General features: G+C 56.3%; 18 protein-coding genes. 5 read left to right on the top strand and 13 right to left on the bottom strand.

The window, feature by feature from the left end; all coding sequences use genetic code 11:
* Positions 1-30 precede the first annotated feature (30 nt).
* The 4 genes from QMG44_RS20115 (at position 31) to QMG44_RS20100 (ending at position 4,664) form a co-directional block, all read left to right on the top strand.
* Positions 31-1,575, top strand: coding sequence for a PTS transporter subunit EIIC (locus QMG44_RS20115; protein WP_020883028.1), 1,545 nt, complete (start codon positions 31-33; stop codon positions 1,573-1,575).
* Positions 1,576-1,587: 12 nt separating this feature from the next.
* Positions 1,588-2,955 (top strand): 6-phospho-alpha-glucosidase, encoded by a 1,368-nt coding sequence (locus tag QMG44_RS20110; RefSeq protein ID WP_014171173.1) that lies wholly within the window; start codon positions 1,588-1,590, stop codon positions 2,953-2,955.
* 90 nt (positions 2,956-3,045) lie between these two features.
* Entirely contained in the window at positions 3,046-3,894 is an 849-nt protein-coding gene (sseA, locus tag QMG44_RS20105) for a 3-mercaptopyruvate sulfurtransferase (protein ID WP_086532215.1), read from the top strand.
* Positions 3,894-4,664 (top strand): MurR/RpiR family transcriptional regulator, encoded by a 771-nt coding sequence (locus QMG44_RS20100; protein WP_086532214.1) that lies wholly within the window; start codon positions 3,894-3,896, stop codon positions 4,662-4,664. Before sseA ends, QMG44_RS20100 begins: the two co-directional genes overlap by 1 nt.
* Before the next feature lie 17 nt (positions 4,665-4,681).
* Here the strand turns inward: QMG44_RS20100 and sseB are convergent, their stop codons facing one another.
* The 11 genes from sseB to trmJ form a co-directional block, all read right to left on the bottom strand.
* Positions 4,682-5,458, bottom strand: coding sequence for an enhanced serine sensitivity protein SseB (gene sseB / locus QMG44_RS20095; protein WP_020883025.1), 777 nt, complete (start codon positions 5,456-5,458; stop codon positions 4,682-4,684).
* A 96-nt stretch (positions 5,459-5,554) separates the two neighbouring features.
* Complete coding sequence (gene pepB, locus QMG44_RS20090; protein WP_020883024.1) at positions 5,555-6,841, bottom strand: aminopeptidase PepB; 1,287 nt, start codon at positions 6,839-6,841, stop codon at positions 5,555-5,557.
* Positions 6,842-6,894: 53 nt separating this feature from the next.
* The gene (iscX, locus tag QMG44_RS20085; RefSeq protein ID WP_014171178.1) at positions 6,895-7,095 is read right to left on the bottom strand and encodes a Fe-S cluster assembly protein IscX; all 201 of its coding nucleotides are present in this window, start codon (positions 7,093-7,095) and stop codon (positions 6,895-6,897) included.
* 1 nt (position 7,096) lies between these two features.
* Complete coding sequence (gene fdx, locus QMG44_RS20080; protein ID WP_014171179.1) at positions 7,097-7,432, bottom strand: ISC system 2Fe-2S type ferredoxin; 336 nt, start codon at positions 7,430-7,432, stop codon at positions 7,097-7,099.
* Position 7,433: 1 nt separating this feature from the next.
* Complete coding sequence (hscA, locus tag QMG44_RS20075) at positions 7,434-9,284, bottom strand: Fe-S protein assembly chaperone HscA (protein ID WP_025203461.1); 1,851 nt, start codon at positions 9,282-9,284, stop codon at positions 7,434-7,436.
* A gap of 14 nt (positions 9,285-9,298) precedes the next feature.
* A complete protein-coding gene (gene hscB, locus QMG44_RS20070; RefSeq protein WP_014171181.1) occupies positions 9,299-9,814 on the bottom strand; it encodes a co-chaperone HscB in 516 nt (171 codons plus the stop codon).
* A gap of 76 nt (positions 9,815-9,890) precedes the next feature.
* Positions 9,891-10,214 (bottom strand): iron-sulfur cluster assembly protein IscA, encoded by a 324-nt coding sequence (gene iscA / locus QMG44_RS20065; RefSeq protein WP_003860659.1) that lies wholly within the window; start codon positions 10,212-10,214, stop codon positions 9,891-9,893.
* Between the two features lie 13 nt (positions 10,215-10,227).
* On the bottom strand, positions 10,228-10,614 hold the full coding sequence (gene iscU, locus QMG44_RS20060) for a Fe-S cluster assembly scaffold IscU (protein ID WP_003860661.1): 387 nt from the start codon (positions 10,612-10,614) through the stop codon (positions 10,228-10,230).
* Between the two features lie 23 nt (positions 10,615-10,637).
* A complete protein-coding gene (gene iscS / locus QMG44_RS20055; protein ID WP_020883022.1) occupies positions 10,638-11,852 on the bottom strand; it encodes a cysteine desulfurase in 1,215 nt (404 codons plus the stop codon).
* Positions 11,853-11,971: 119 nt separating this feature from the next.
* Entirely contained in the window at positions 11,972-12,463 is a 492-nt protein-coding gene (gene iscR, locus QMG44_RS20050) for a Fe-S cluster assembly transcriptional regulator IscR (protein WP_020883021.1), read from the bottom strand.
* Between the two features lie 165 nt (positions 12,464-12,628).
* Entirely contained in the window at positions 12,629-13,357 is a 729-nt protein-coding gene (gene trmJ / locus QMG44_RS20045; protein WP_032669904.1) for a tRNA (cytosine(32)/uridine(32)-2'-O)-methyltransferase TrmJ, read from the bottom strand.
* A gap of 130 nt (positions 13,358-13,487) precedes the next feature.
* On the opposite strand from trmJ, the gene suhB reads away from it, so the two are divergent.
* Positions 13,488-14,291: an inositol-1-monophosphatase gene (gene suhB / locus QMG44_RS20040; RefSeq protein ID WP_020883019.1), complete on the top strand. Its 804-nt coding sequence runs from the start codon at positions 13,488-13,490 to the stop codon at positions 14,289-14,291.
* 52 nt (positions 14,292-14,343) lie between these two features.
* On the opposite strand, the gene QMG44_RS20035 is transcribed toward suhB, so the two are convergent.
* The gene (locus tag QMG44_RS20035; protein ID WP_281853262.1) at positions 14,344-15,324 is read right to left on the bottom strand and encodes a nickel/cobalt transporter; all 981 of its coding nucleotides are present in this window, start codon (positions 15,322-15,324) and stop codon (positions 14,344-14,346) included.
* Entirely contained in the window at positions 15,315-15,953 is a 639-nt protein-coding gene (locus tag QMG44_RS20030; RefSeq protein WP_020883017.1) for a DUF1007 family protein, read from the bottom strand. The genes QMG44_RS20035 and QMG44_RS20030 overlap by 10 nt, the downstream gene beginning before the upstream one ends.
* Positions 15,954-16,005: the final 52 nt, after the last annotated feature.

Here is a 16,005-nt window from a genome sequence, read left to right as displayed (position 1 = left end):
CGAGTGCGCGGTTCACTAAGAGAGACAGTCATGAAACGAGCCGTGAACGCCCTACAAAATTTCGGAAAATCGTTGTACGGACCGGTACTTATCTTACCGATCGTCGGTCTGTTTATCGCATTCGGTAACGTCCTGGGGAACGGTAACCTCGCAGAGTATGTGCCGTTTCTCGGCCATCCGCTGATTCAGCATGTTGGTCAGCTTATCGCGAAATCGGCCGTGTCAGTACTGGTTAACCTGGCGCTGGTGTTTGCCGTCGGGATACCGATTGGCCTGGCCACGCGTGATAAAGGCTATGCGGCCCTGATCGGCCTGGTGACCTTTGTTGTTTTCATTAACGCGATGAACGTTACGCTGCAGCTCCAGGGCGAACTGGCTCCCGCTGACCAGATGAAAGCCGCCGGGCAAAGTATGGTGCTGGGCGTGCAGGTGCTGGAGATGGGCGTTTTCGCCGGGATCCTGACCGGGGCGCTGTCCGGATACTTGTACAACAAGTACTCCGGCGTACAGTTTAACGGCGCGATGGCCATCTATTCCGGCCACTGTTTCGTCGCCATCGTCATGCTTCCTGTCTCAATGCTGCTCGGCGTCGTGATGAGCGAACTGTGGCCATTTGCCCAGCATGGCATCAGCGCACTGGCGCTGGCGATCAAAGGTTCCGGGCCTTTTGGGGTGGCCATTTACGGCTTCCTGGAACGCATTCTGGTGCCGACCGGCTTGCATCATCTGGTCTATACCCCCTTCCTGTATACCGAACTTGGGGGTACGCAAGAGGTATGCGGCACGGTTTATCAGGGCGCACGCAATATCTATTTCGCCGAAATGGCTTGCCCGGAAGTGAAGCAGTTGAGCAGCACGGTAGTGTGGGACGCGCGCGGCATCAGCAAAATGTTTGGCCTGCCCGCGGCGGCGCTGGCGATGTACATGACCGCCAGGCCGGAGCGCAAAGCGGCAGCCAAAGCCATCCTGATCCCGGCAGCGTTAACCTCTCTGCTGGTGGGCGTTACCGAGCCGATTGAGTTTTCGTTCCTGTTCGTCGCTCCACTGCTGTTTGTGGTACATGCAGTGCTGACCGGCATCGGCATGATGCTTTTCTCCCTGTTCGGTGTTCATGCCATCGGCGCTAACGGAATTATCGATTTTATTCTTTATAACCTGCCGCTCGGCACGGAGAAGTCCAACTGGCCGATGTACATCGTGGTCGGGCTCATCATGTTCGCGCTCTATTTTGTGGTTTTCCGCTTCCTGATCCTGCGCTTCAACATGAAGACGCCGGGACGCGAGGATGACGATCAGGAGACGCGCCTGTACAGCAAACAGGAGTATCAGGCGAAGGGGAACAATGACGGGCTGGGTGAATCCATCGTGGTGGGACTGGGAGGCCGGGAAAACATTGAGGTAGTGGATAACTGCTACACCCGCTTACGCGTCACGGTGAAGGATGTCTCCATCATCGACGAGCCGCGCCTGAAAGCGACCGGCGCGAAAGGGATTATCAAACAAGGTAACAACGTTCAGGTGGTCTACGGGCTGCATGTCAAAAAAATGCGAGAAGCCGTTGAGACGTTTCTCTGAGAGGAGCTAAAGATGTTTACACCCCCTTTTATTCTGTCGATTGCCGGTGGCGGCAGCACCTATACGCCAGGTATCGTGAAAAGCCTGATGGTACGCCTGCAGGACTTCCCGCTGGCCGAGATTCGCCTCTACGATATCGACGAAGCACGCCAGAACACCATTGCACCGGTGGTGGAGAAGGTCATTCGCGACCATAGCCAGAGCATTACCTTCACCGTGACCACAGACCCGGAAGTCGCGTTCAGCGGGGCGCACTTTGTCTTCGCCCAGATGCGTGTCGGCCAGTACAGAATGCGTGAGCAGGATGAGAAGATCCCGCTGCGCCACGGCGTGGTGGGCCAGGAAACCTGCGGTCCTGGCGGACTGGCATACGGCCTGCGCACGATCCTGCCAATGGTCGAGCTGATCGATCTGGTGGATCGCTACGCGCATGAAAAAGCCTGGATCGTGAACTATTCCAACCCGGCAGCGATCGTTGCGGAAGGGGTGCGCCGCCTGCGACCGGATGCCCGCGTGCTTAATATCTGCGATATGCCAGTGGCGGCGATGCGTAACATGGGGGCCATTTTGGGTGTGGACCGCCACAAGCTGGAGGTGGACTACTTTGGACTGAACCACTTCGGCTGGTTTACCCGCGTGCGGGTGGACGGCGAGGACAAGCTGCCGGAACTGCGTCGGCATATCGCGAGGTTCGGCCTGCTGACGGAAGATGCGGCCAAAACCGACCCGCAGCACTCGGATCCGTCGTGGGTGAAAACCTGGCGCAACATCAAGCCCATCATGGATAACTTCCCGGAATATCTGCCAAACCCCTATCTGCAGTACTACCTGATGCCAAACCAGATTGTGGAGCATCAGAACCCGGACTATACCCGCGCGAACGAAGTGATGAACGGGCGTGAGAAAAAGCTGTTTGCCGCCGCAGAAGAGTATAAGCGTACCGGGATTTTACCGGATGCCTTCCACGTGGGCGTCCATGGCGAGTTTATTGTCGATGTCGCCTGCTCGCTGGCATTTAACCTGCGTCAGCGCCATCTGGTAATGGTGGAAAACCGCGGGGCGATAACCAATCTGCCGTACGACGCGGTGGTGGAAGTCCCGGCCTACATCACCTCTGAAGGGCCAGAGCCTATCCGCGTGGGTCGGGTCCCGCTGTTCCATCAGACGCTGCTACAGCAGCAGCTCGCCTCTGAACAGTTGCTGGTGGAAGCGACCATTGAAGGCAGCTACGAAAAAGCGCTGCAGGCGTTCACCCTGAACCGCACCGTGCCCACCATGGAGCACGCAAAAGCGATTCTTGATGACATGATTGACGCCAACCGTGACTACTGGCCTGCGCTGCAAAAAGCCTGGCAGAACGGTGAAGCGGTGAAAAAATAGGGTCGTGCTCGCGAGTTGAACGTGGTTTGCTTGTCGGTGTCAGAAAAAACACCGACAATCCTTTTTTACGGAAAAGACTGGAGGCAACCCATGTCCACCTCATATTTTGTCGCCGCCGACTGGCTGATTGAGCACGGTGACGATCCGGAAGTACAGATTATTGACGCGCGTATGGCACCTGCCGGGCAGGAACACCTTCGCGATATGGTCGCAGAATACCGCGCAGGGCATTTGCCGGGCGCGGTATTTTTTGATATTGAAGCCCTGTCCGACCATAACTCCCCTCTCCCGCACATGCTGCCGCGACCGGAAGCGTTCTCCGTGGCGATGCGCGAACTTGGCGTCAATCGTGACAAACACCTCGTGGTTTACGATGAAGGTAACCTCTTCTCCGCACCGCGCGCCTGGTGGATGCTGAAAAACTTTGGCGTGGAGAAAGTCTCAATTCTTGCAGGCGGCCTCGCGGGCTGGAAGCGTGATGAACTGCCATTGCAGCAGGGCAACGTGACGCTGCCGGAAGGCGAGTTCGACGCGACGTTTGATGCGCATCAGGTAAAACGTCTGACCGACGTGCTGGTGGTCAGCCATGAAAAAACGGCGCAAATTGTCGATGCCCGCCCTGCAGCGCGCTTTAACGCCCAGGCGGATGAACCGCGTCCGGGGCTGAAGCGCGGCCATATTCCCGGCGCGTTGAATGTGCCGTGGGGCGATCTGGTGTTTGAAGGTGAATTAAAAACGACCGATGAGCTGCGCGCCATTTTTGATCGTCAGGGCGTGGATTTGCATCGTCCCATTATTGCCAGTTGCGGGTCCGGCGTCACGGCCTGCGTGGTGATTCTGGCGCTCGCCACACTCGGTGTAAACGACGTGACGCTCTATGATGGCGCCTGGAGTGAATGGGGTGCACGAGACGATTTGCCCGTTGAACCGGCCAAATAATGGATAACCGTCTGGCCACGCTGTTAACGCGCGGGGCGTCACTGACCCGCGCGGAATATCGCGTGCTGGCCCACCTCACAGAGCATCCTCTGCTGGTGGGCAATATTACGGTGCGCGAACTGGCGCAGGCGACGTTCGTCTCAACCGCTACCATTATGCGTCTGTGTCAGAAATTAGGCTTCAGCGGTTTTAGCGAATTTATCTGGCACTGCAAACAGCTGTTAACCGAGACGCCGTATATCGCCGCGCAGGCACAACAGTGCCCGGAACTGCCGGCGCTTTTCAGTCAATTTATCGCGAACTATCAGCAAACCTTTCAGTGGGTAACGCGGGAGAAGCGCGCGCAATTTTCGACGTTACTGCGCCAGAAAGAGAGCTTCTTTCTTTATGGCGCCGGCTTCTCTTATCTCTTCGCCGAGTACCTTACCAAGAAATTGCAGGTGCTGGGCAAAACGGCGTTTATTTCCGGGCCGGGCGATAGCCGAAACATTTTCCTCAGCAACGCTGCGCGGTATCAGGTGTTTATCGCCGTCTCACGCAGCGGTGAAACCGAACAGGTGCTGGATAAAGCACGGATCGCTAAAAACGTGGGTATGACGGTCGTGGCTTTTACGCGCGCTTCGGCCAATACGCTGGCGGGAATGGCAGATTTACACTTTGCCTTATATGACGAGGCGGTACATTACGCCGCAGAAGCCGCTGGCGTGACGTCGTTTGAGTCGAATCTGGTCCTGCTGATGGATTTACTGCTGCTGGAAGCGACGGGGTGAAAAATCACCCCGCGTAATCAGATAATGCGGGTGGTTTTGAGATCGCGCAGGAATCCGCCCCAGCGACGCTCGTAAAACGGCGTGATGTGCTCGGTAATAAAGTGGCTGATGCCCTTCTCATCCTTCTTCACCTGACAGATATCGATCGGCTCATCACCCGGCAGCGTATCGGTGGCAACACTGCCCGCAGCCTGAATAATCTCCTCGATATCGCCGTCTGCTTCAATGCCAATCAGCAGCACCGGCTGTTCATCCGTGCTCTCTTTAACAGAGCAGAGGAACGCGCGCCTCACGGGTTTGAGGGTTTTGAACAGCGTGGTCAGCGAATCAATCATCTGCGCAGGGGGTTCGGCTACTTCAGACAACAGCAGCGTTTCGCCCCCTTCCAGCACTTCCTGCGTACTGAGCGGGTTGCCCTCCTCGCCAATCAGATGGTTGATTTCACGCGGGGTAAACTCTTTCCCGGTTGGCAGTTTGGCGTTGAGGAACAAGGTCTGGCCCAGCGTCATTTCGAACAGAGTGCGCACCGGCATCACCACGAACGCCTGCTCGTCTTCAACAGCCTGCTGCAGCGCTTCCAGCGAAGTGAAGAACGGGATCACCGACGTGCCGTCGTCTTTCTCCCAGTGGAGCAGGTCCAGCGCGCTGTCTTCAACAACCTGTTCGCCTTCCGCTGCGGTACCCGGAACCCAGACGGTGGACTCCAGCAACGTGCGGAAAAATGCCGGACGGTGGGCAGGTTCGGTCGCCGCCTGTTCCAGCAGAGTTTCTAATTCGTTTTTCGTTTCAGACATAGTTTGGCTACTTCAACATAATGTCGGCTGGCGCAAGGCTAACAGGCCTACAAAACCGTAGGCCCGGACAAGCACAGCGCCGCCGGACAAAGACAATTACTCGGCAGTCAACAGGTTCGCGATAGTACGCACGCCCAGTCCCGTTGCCCCTGCAGACCACTGCTCAACGGCCGCTTTACGGTAGGTTGCGGAGCAGTCGATGTGCAGCCAGCCTTCGTGATAGTTCTCAACGAAGTGAGACAGGAAGCCGGCCGCCGTGCTCGCACCCGCCGGATAGGCTGCGCTCGCGGTGTTGTTCAGTTCGGCGAAGTTAGACGGCAGCTGGCTGCGGTGGAATTCGGCCAGCGGCAGACGCCAGAACGGTTCGTTCTCCGCGGCCGCGCTTGCCAGCAGGCGAGCTGCCAGTTTGTCGTCAAAGCTGAACAGCGCATGGTAGTCGTTGCCCAGCGCGGTTTTCGCCGCACCGGTCAGGGTCGCCATGTCGATAATCAGCTCTGGCTTCTGCGCAGACGCGTCGATGAGACCATCGGCCAGCACCAGACGACCTTCCGCATCGGTGTTCATCACTTCCACGTTTTTACCGTTACGGTAGCGAATGATGTCGCCGAGCTTAAAGGCATTACCGCTCACCATGTTGTCCGCACAGCACAGGTAAAGCTTCACGCGCTTGTTCAGACCGCGCGTAATGGCAAACGCCAGCGCGCCGGTGATGGTTGCCGCGCCACCCATATCGGACTTCATGGAGTCCATGAACGCGCTCTGCTTCAGGCTGTAACCGCCGGTATCGAACGTGATGCCTTTCCCGACCAGGCAGGCAAATACCGGTGCTGCTTTATCACCGGTTGGGTTGTAATCCAGCGCCAGCAATACCGGAGGACGCTCGGAACCGCGACCCACGGTGTGGATCCCCATATAGTTCTGCTCGCGCAGGTCTTCACCTTTGGTGATGCGGTAAGACATTTTGTCGCCGGCCACGCCGCACAGCAGGTCAACGGCGCGCTGCGCAAGTTGTTCAGGACCCAGCTCTTCTGCCGGGGCGTTAATGGTATCGCGCACCCAGTCGATAATGGTCAGACGGCTTTCCAGCTCTTTCTGACCCGCTTCGTCGAGCGTCGCCCACTCGATTTTACGGCTGCCTTTCGGTCCTTTGTAACCCGCCCAGAATGCCCAGCTGCGGTCGATATCCCAGCCTTCGCCGTCCAGGGTGACATGTTTAATGCCCAGACCATCAATTTTGCGCGCCGCGCGCTGGATCAGACCCAAATCATCGTTGCCAGTCAGGTGCAGGGTAATACCGTCGTTGTTGATACTGTAGGTGGCTTTCTCGCCCCAGCGCGCGTCAGCAGGCTGATTCGAGATCGTAATCTTCATCGCTTCGGTCATTTTATTTATCCTTATTAGCAAACGGGCCGCCTGAAGGCAGCCCGTAAGGTGATTTATTCTGCTTCATCTAACCAGACTAACAGAATCGCCTCCAGAATTTTTTCATTGGATGCGTTTGGATCGTCGTCAAAATCGTCTAAATCGCAGATCCACTGATGCATATCGGTGAAGCGTACGGTTTTAGGATCGAGATCCGGGTTAGCGTCGTAGAGCGCTTCGCCGATTTCACGGCTGTCAGTCCACTTCAGTCCCATATCAGTGCTCGCGTGCGTGGTTGATGGTGTAGCGTGGGAATTCCACGACCAGATCTTCATCGGTCACCAGAGCCTGGCAGCTCAAACGGCTGTCTGGCTCCAGACCCCATGCTTTATCCAGCATGTCGTCTTCATCTTCGGTGCTCTCGGCCAGAGAGTCAAAACCTTCACGCACGATGCAGTGGCAGGTTGTGCAGGCACAGGATTTTTCACAGGCGTGTTCCACTTCGATACCGTTACGCAGGGCAACATCGAGAATGGTCTCACCGGTCTTCGCTTCCAGAACAGCACCATCCGGACAGAGGTCCGCATGAGGCAAAATAACAATCTTTGGCATATTAAACCTCGTCCACGGACTGGCCTTTCAGCGCGACGCGGACAGATTTGTCCATGCGGCGAGCAGCAAAGTCCTGGGTTTGTTTATCAACGTTTTTAATGGCTTCTTCTATTGCATCAGCATCATTGCCTTCGGCCACTGCGCTTAAGCGCGCGGCAGCCTCGTCAATCACCTGACGCTCAGCGGCGCTTAACAGCGCGGCGTCGGCAGCGAGCGCACCGTTTAGACTTTCCAGCACGCGTGCGGCTTCAACTTTCTGTTCTGCCAGCATACGCGCCTTCACATCCTGTTCGGCGTAGCTCATTGAATCCTGAATCATGGAGGCGATCTCACCATCGGTCAGGCCGTAGGACGGCTTCACCTGGATAGACGACTCAACGCCGGTGGATTTCTCCATCGCCGTGACGCTCAGCAGGCCGTCCGCATCCACCTGGAAGGTAACGCGAATATGCGCACCGCCCGCAGGCAGCGCAGGAATACCGCGCAGCGCAAAGCGCGCCAGTGAACGACAGTCCTGCACCAGCTCGCGCTCGCCCTGCATCACATGGATGGACATCGCGGTCTGGCCGTCTTTGAAGGTGGTGAATTCCTGCGCGCGCGCCACCGGAATGGTGGTGTTACGCGGAATGACTTTCTCCACCAGTCCCCCCATGGTTTCTAAACCCAGGGAGAGCGGAATAACATCCAGCAGCAACATCTCGCTGTCCGGCTTGTTGCCGACCAGAATATCCGCCTGGATAGCCGCGCCCACGGCAACCACTTTATCCGGGTCGATGGACGTCAGCGGCGTGCGGCCAAAGAATTCACCCACCCGTTCACGCACCAGTGGTACGCGCGTGGAGCCGCCAACCATGACCACTTCCAGCACCTCGTCAGCCTCAACGCCCGCATCTTTCAGTGCGCGACGGCAGGCCAGCAGAGTGCGTTTCACCAAAGGCGCGATCAGGTCGTTAAACTGTTCCCGGGTGATTTCCCCCTGCCAGCCCGCCACGTTGACGGTGACAGACTGCGCATCGCTCAGCGCGATTTTCGCGTCGATGGCCACGTCCAGCAGTTCACGCTGCACGCGTGCATCGCTGCGATCGGGAATACCCGCCTGCTCGCGAATGAAATCAGCCAGCAGATGGTCAAAGTCATCGCCACCCAGCGCAGAATCACCGCCGGTAGCCAGCACTTCAAACACCCCACGGCTTAAGCGCAGGATAGAGATATCAAAGGTCCCGCCACCCAGATCGTAAACCGCAATCACCCCTTCCTGACCGGAGTCCAGGCCGTAGGCAATGGCGGCCGCCGTCGGTTCGTTCAGCAGGCGCAGAACGTGCAGTCCCGCCAGACGCGCCGCGTCTTTGGTGCCCTGACGCTGTGCATCATCAAAGTAGGCCGGAACGGTAATGACCACGCCATCGAGATCGCCGCCGAGCGTTGCCGTAGCACGCGCCGCCAGCGCTTTGAGGATATCAGCAGAAACGCGGATCGGGTTCAGCAGCCCCGCTGTCGTGGCAATCATTGGCAGGCCGTTTTCACTGGCCTGCAGCTGATACGGCAGATGCGGATAACGGGTCTGAATATCGGCGAGGGAGCGGCCCATCATGCGTTTTACGGAACTGATGGTGTTCGCCGGATCGCGCGCGGCGTTCGCGCGTGCGTCGTAGCCAACCGCGTGGCCCTGCTGTTGGTAGTGGACCACGGAAGGCAGCAGATGACGGCCCTGCTCGTCAGCCAGCGTTTCCGCCTGGCCGCTTCGCACGGTCGCCACGAGAGAATTGGTGGTGCCCAGATCAATACCTACCGCCAGACGACGCTGGTGCGGTGCGGCACTTAAGCCAGGCTCACTAATTTGTAATAAGGCCATAATTGCTTCCGAAATTAAAAATCGAGCAGCTTTTCTTCGAGTTGTTCAGCACTGCTTCGCAGTTTATCGAGAAAACGGAGTTTGCGCACAGTGTCTGCCGCCACATCCCAGGTCTCGTTGTTCAGTTGCTCCACCATCAGTTGATGGCGGGTATCGAACATGCCTTTTACGCGCTTGATGAAGCTTTCCAGACGCGCTTCATCTTTGGCCTGTTCAATCTCATCCAGCTCTTCACGCAGTTCCAGCTGTTCCATCAAAAACGCCGTATCACGCACGGTGTGCTGTTCACTCGCCAGATCAAAGCCATGAAGCGAGAGCAGATACTCAGCGCGAGACAGTGGATGGCGCAGCGTCTGCCAGGCCTGATTGATGGTCGCAGATTGCGATACCGCAGCCAATTGCTCTGACTGAGTACCACTGGCGAATTTATCCGGATGATACTGACGCTGCAGATCCTGGAAGCGGATCGTCAGCGCCTGCAGATCAATCGGGTATTGAGCGGGTAGTCCGAAGAGAGTGAAGTAATCCATAACAATCTCAGGGGTAGCCTGTTAGAACAAACCCCACGCGCAGGAGTCCTGCGGTGGGGTTTCGGATGACGCGCGGTTAAACGTGGAAGCTTTCGCCGCAACCACACTCGTCTTTGACGTTCGGGTTCGTGAATTTGAACCCTTCGTTCAGGCCTTCTTTTACAAAGTCCAGCTGAGTGCCATTGAGGAATTGCAGGCTTTTGCCATCGACCACCACCTTCACGCCCTTGTCTTCAAACACGGTGTCATCAGACGCCGGTTCGTCAACAAACTCCAGTACGTAAGCCATACCAGAACAGCCGGAGGTACGTACGCCCAGTCGCAGGCCAAAGCCTTTACCACGGTTCGCCAGAAAAGAGCTTACTCGCGCGGCAGCGCTGTCGCTAAGGGTAATCGACATACTCAAACCTCAATTATTTTGCTTCACGTTTGCTTTTGTAATCCGCAATGGCGGCTTTGATCGCGTCTTCTGCCAGGATAGAACAGTGAATTTTCACGGGTGGCAGTTCGAGTTCTTCAGCAATATCCGTGTTCTTGATTGCCTGTGCTTCGTCCAGAGACTTGCCCTTCACCCATTCGGTGACCAGGGAGCTGGAGGCGATAGCAGAACCGCAGCCGTAGGTCTTGAAGCGCGCGTCTTCAATGATACCTTCATTGTTGACTTTAATCTGCAGCTTCATCACGTCGCCACACGCTGGCGCACCGACCATACCGCTACCTACGCTTTCGTCGCTGTTGTCAAAAGAGCCAACGTTGCGCGGGTTCTCGTAATGATCAATAACTTTTTCGCTGTATGCCATGTTGAATTCTCCTTATGTACCGATTAGTGATGTGACCATTCAATGCTGTTCAGATCCACGCCCTGCTTGAACATTTCCCACAGTGGAGAAAGGTCACGCAGACGACCGATGGAGTTGCGAACCAGCTTGATGGTATAGTCAATCTCTTCTTCGGTAGTGAAACGACCTAAAGAGAAACGGATAGAGCTGTGTGCCAGCTCGTCAGTCATGCCCAGTGCGCGCAGCACGTAGGATGGCTCCAGGCTTGCAGACGTACAGGCAGAACCGGAAGAAACCGCCAGGTCTTTCAGCGCCATAATCAGCGATTCACCTTCAACATAGTTGAAGCTGACGTTGAGAATGTTTGGTGCGCCCTGTTCGAGATCGCCGTTCAGATACACTTCTTCCATATCTTTCACGCCATCCCACAGACGGTTACGCAGCGTGCGCAGGCGCGCCATCTCGGTTTCCATCTCTTCTTTCGCAATACGGTAAGCTTCGCCCATACCCACGATCTGGTGAACAGGCAGCGTACCGGAACGCATACCGCGCTCGTGACCGCCACCGTGCATCTGTGCTTCGATGCGGATACGCGGTTTACGACGAACGTACAGTGCACCAATACCTTTCGGGCCATAGATTTTGTGGCCGGAGAAGGACATCAGGTCCACTTTCAGCTGGCTCAGATCGATAGGCAGTTTGCCCACGCTCTGGGTGGCGTCTACGTGGTAGATGATGCCGCGCGCACGGCACATTTCGCCGATGGTCGCGATATCTTGCACAACGCCAATTTCGTTGTTTACGTGCATGATGGAAACCAGAATGGTGTCATCACGCATGGCCGCTTCGAGCTCTTTCAGGTCGATGATACCGTTGCTCTGTGGTGCCAGGTAAGTCACGTCGAAACCTTCACGCTCGAGCTGACGGCAGGTGTCCAGCACGGCTTTGTGTTCGGTTTTGCTGGTGATGATGTGCTTGCCTTTTTTCTGATAAAAGTTGGCCGCACCTTTGATCGCCAGGTTATCGGATTCGGTCGCACCGGAGGTGAATACAATCTCACGCGGGTCGGCACCCACCAGGTCAGCAATCTGATTACGGGCGATATCTACCGCCTCTTCAGCATGCCAGCCAAAACGGTGTGAACGGGAAGCTGGGTTACCAAAGTTTCCGTCCAGGGTCAGACACTGCATCATTTTCTCGGCAACACGCGGGTCCACCGGCGTGGTTGCGGAGTAGTCGAGATAAATCGGTAATTTCATTGCTCTATAAACTCCGTACATCGCTTCAATGCAAGGAATCAGGCAACCGGCTGGATGTACGACCGAGTACACGGAGCGAGCGAACGCTCCGGCCTGATTCTGAAATACTTATCTTTTTATTACGCGCGTAATTTGACGTCGATCGCGTCCTGCCCGCGGGTGCTGCGTTGGGAGTCCTGGCTGTGCTGACGGCCAGAGACATCCAGAACTTCCTGGTTATTTACCAGCTCACCTAAGGTGATGTTGTTCAGGAAGCCGGTCAGACGATCGCTCAGGTCGCGCCACAGCGCGTGGGTCAGGCACTTATCGCCGCCCTGGCAGCCGCCTTTACCCTGGCAACGGGTCGCATCAACGGATTCGTCAACGGCACTGATCACTTCGCCAACTGCAATACTGCCCGCGTCTTTACCCAGCAGATAACCGCCTCCTGGGCCACGAACGCTGGAAACCAGTCCATTTTTACGCAGTCTGGAGAACAGCTGCTCCAGATAGGAGAGGGAGATCCCTTGTCGTTCAGAAATATCAGCCAACGGAACCGGGCCCGCTTCGGAGTTGAGCGCAACGTCCAGCATCGCGGTCACGGCATAACGCCCTTTAGATGTCAGTCTCATGTCTTACTTAACCTCAAACTCGCCCCTGCCCGGGGTTTTTTATAGTAAAATGGGGGTATTGCATAGCAGGGCCAAGTCTGACATTCCTGACTAAAATGGTCAACTATTTACTTGACTGTTTTAGTCAGGTATTTAACCTTCCGTGCCGTATCACCAGGATGGGCACTACTCTTTATTCTTTTGCTCAATCGACGCCAGAATCCCGCGCAGAATGTTCAGTTCCTGGCTTTCCGGACGCGCACGGGTAAACAGGCGACGCAGCTTGTTCATTACCTGCCCCGGGTGACCTTCACGGATGAAACCGGTAGAGAGCAGGGTCTGCTCCAGGTGACCATAGAAGCGCTCCAGATCGTCCACCAGCGGGTAGACGGCCTCTTCCTGCGGCTCTGCCGTTGCTTTTTCCTGCGTCGCCAGCCACGCCATACGCACTTCATAGGCAATCACCTGAACGGCCATTGCCAGGTTCAGGGAGCTGTATTCCGGGTTAGCAGCAATGGCCACGTGGTAATGGCACTTCTGCAGTTCATCGTTGGTCAGGCCCACGCGTTCACGGCCAAACACCAGCGCTACAGGAGCCTGTTCGGCTTCAGAGACGCTTTTCAGACCGCATTCACGCGGATCCAGCATCGGCCACGGCAGTGTACGGGAGCGGGCGCTGGTCCCGACCACCAGACTGCACCCTGCCAGGGCTTCGTCCAGGGTATCCACGATCTGCGCGTTACCAATGACATCGCTGGCGCCCGCAGCCAGAGCGATAGCCTGTGAGTCGGGTTTCACCAGTGGGTTAACCAGCCACAGGTTCGTTAAACCCATGGTTTTCATAGCGCGGGCTACGGAGCCCATATTGCCAGTGTGCGATGTTTCGACCAGCACGATTCGAATGTTTTGCAGCATAGTTTTAATGTCTGGATTCTGTGTCTGAAGAATATTCGGCCATATTATCATAAACGAGAGACATATTCCGATCTCGCTGCTATACTCTGCGCCGATTTTCCCGTTCTTTAACATCCAGTGAGAGAGACCGATGCATCCGATGCTGACCATCGCCGTGCGCGCAGCGCGCAAGGCGGGTAATGTAATTGCCAAACACTACGAAACGCCAGATTCTGTTGAAACCAGCCAGAAAGGCAGCAATGATTTCGTAACCAACGTCGATAAAGCCGCTGAAGCGATTATTATCGATACCATCCGCAAATCTTACCCGCAGCACACCATCATCACCGAAGAAAGCGGTGAACTTGAAGGTACCGATCAGGATGTTCAATGGGTTATCGATCCACTGGATGGCACCACCAACTTCGTCAAACGTCTGCCACACTTCTCCGTGTCTATCGCAGTACGCATTAAAGGCCGTACTGAAGTCGCCGTGGTTTACGATCCAATGCGTAACGAACTGTTCACCGCAACCCGCGGTCAGGGCGCGCAGCTGAACGGCTACCGTCTGCGCTGCAGCAATGCACGCGACCTCGACGGTACCATTCTGGCGACCGGCTTCCCGTTCAAGGCGAAGCAGCACGCAACCACTTACATGAATATTCTGGGCAAACTGTTCACCGAATGCGCGGACTTCCGTCGCACCGGTTCTGCCGCGCTGGACCTGGCCTATGTGGCTACCGGTCGCGTTGACGGTTACTTTGAGCTGTCACTGAAGCCGTGGGATTTTGCAGCGGGCGAGCTGATCGCGCGTGAATCAGGCGCCATTGTTTGCGATTTCACCGGCGGACACAACCATCTGACGACCGGCAACATCGTTGCAGGTAACCCACGTGTTGTTAAAGCCATGCTGGCAAACATGCGTGATGAGCTGAGCGACGCGCTGAAGCGTTAATCCAGCCTGCGGTGCCCTCTCCCGACGGGAAAGGGCACCATGCTGTACCTGACTAAAACGGCCTTAATCCCCTTCCCACCGGCACCGCGCTCATCCACATCGTTACCGCAGCCACCAGCAGAATCATCCCGCCCGCCAGCGCGAGCGTTGTCCATCCGACCTGCCGCCACAGCACCGGCGTTTTATTGCCGCTGAGTTTGACCGCCAGTTGACGGAAACTGTGCACCAGCAGTGCCAGTGACGAAATCGTGAGTGACGTCCCGGCCGCCATGGCCAATGCCGAGAGCATTCCCCAGCCAAATACACCCATCACCTTACTGAACAGCAGCACCATGATTGCCCCTGAACACGGACGCATGCCCATTGAGAGCACAACCATCAGCCGCGCTCGCCAGTCATCACCGTTCTGTAGCTGCGCCTGCGTCGGCAGATGCTGATGCCCACAGCCGCAGTTCGCAGTGTGTTCATGGTGCGGCGTAAAAGCCCTGAACTGGGGTTTGTGCAGTAAAGCCCGCAGTTTTTTCAGTGCCCGCCAGCACAGGAGCAAGCCCAGCACACCGACCAGCGCGTAACTGCCCTTCTCCAGCCAGAAACTGCTGATATGCAGCTGACGAGCAGGAAGGCGTAATAACGACAGGACGACCACCACCAGCGCAATCGCCACGCCGCCCTGAAGCAGCGAAGATGCGAGGGTCAACCCAATGCTTGATTTGAGCCTGGACGGATGGGTCGCAAGCCAGGTCGCGATCACGATTTTGCCGTGTCCCGGCCCCAGCGCATGCAGGACACCGTGGAGAAAACTGAAGGCCAGAAGAGAACCGCCTGCCTTCGTCGGGTTTTCCGCCACCGCCTTCAGTAAGCCACTCATCTGCGGGTTGACCTCGCGCTGCCAGACAATGCTTTTCATCATCACCTGCGGCCAGGCGTGCCATAGCCACAACGCGCCGCACACGGCCAGCAGCAAAAAGAGCGCCAGCGGCCAGAGATGAAGCCAGCGGCGTGATTTTCGTGCCGGAGACGCGATCACTGACATTGCAACGTCACCTGCTGTGCGAACTGTTTACCCAGCTCCATGTCTTCGGGTGGTGCATCTTCTTTATCGAGAGAGACCGCAAAATTGAGCGTCTCTTCGCTCGGTTTTGGCGTGTGCATTGCCATCGTGCAGGTTTTTTGCAGGGCTGCCGGTAGCGTCACATCACTCTCCTCTGCGTAATGCATATCGACATAGTAAGTGGGATCAAAGGTGGAAAACGTATAGGTCTGCCCAGCCAGCGGCTGCGGATGCGCCAGCGGCAGGACAAACGTCAGTACCGCCTGATGTCCGTCGCGGGTCATGCCATATTCCGTCGGCCGATTCATAAATTTCACTTTTTGTCCGTTGTGCCAGAACTCGGTGAAATAGTGCTGACCAAGCACGTTGGCCATCACTTCCGCCGCCAGCTTTTTCCAGATTTCATCCCCGGGTTTTGCATTCCCGGCATCGTACAGCAGGTCAGCCGAGGTGATTTCATCCATCGTCCAGCGCATTTTCAGGCCACTGAGCTGCGTTCCGTCCGTTACCAGCTCGGTTTTCAGGCTGATAAAACTGTGAGGATGCGCGACGACAGCAAAGGGGATCACCGTCAAAAATAACGCCATTGCGCTTTGTTTAACTGTTTGCATCAATTCCTCACGTCATAAATTCTGTGATGTTCGCCAGCAATCCTGAGTGAAA

This window comes from Enterobacter sp. 200527-13 (assembly GCF_027924865.1).
Classification (GTDB): domain Bacteria; phylum Pseudomonadota; class Gammaproteobacteria; order Enterobacterales; family Enterobacteriaceae; genus Enterobacter; species Enterobacter ludwigii.
This window is presented reverse-complemented; position numbering and strand designations above follow the sequence as displayed.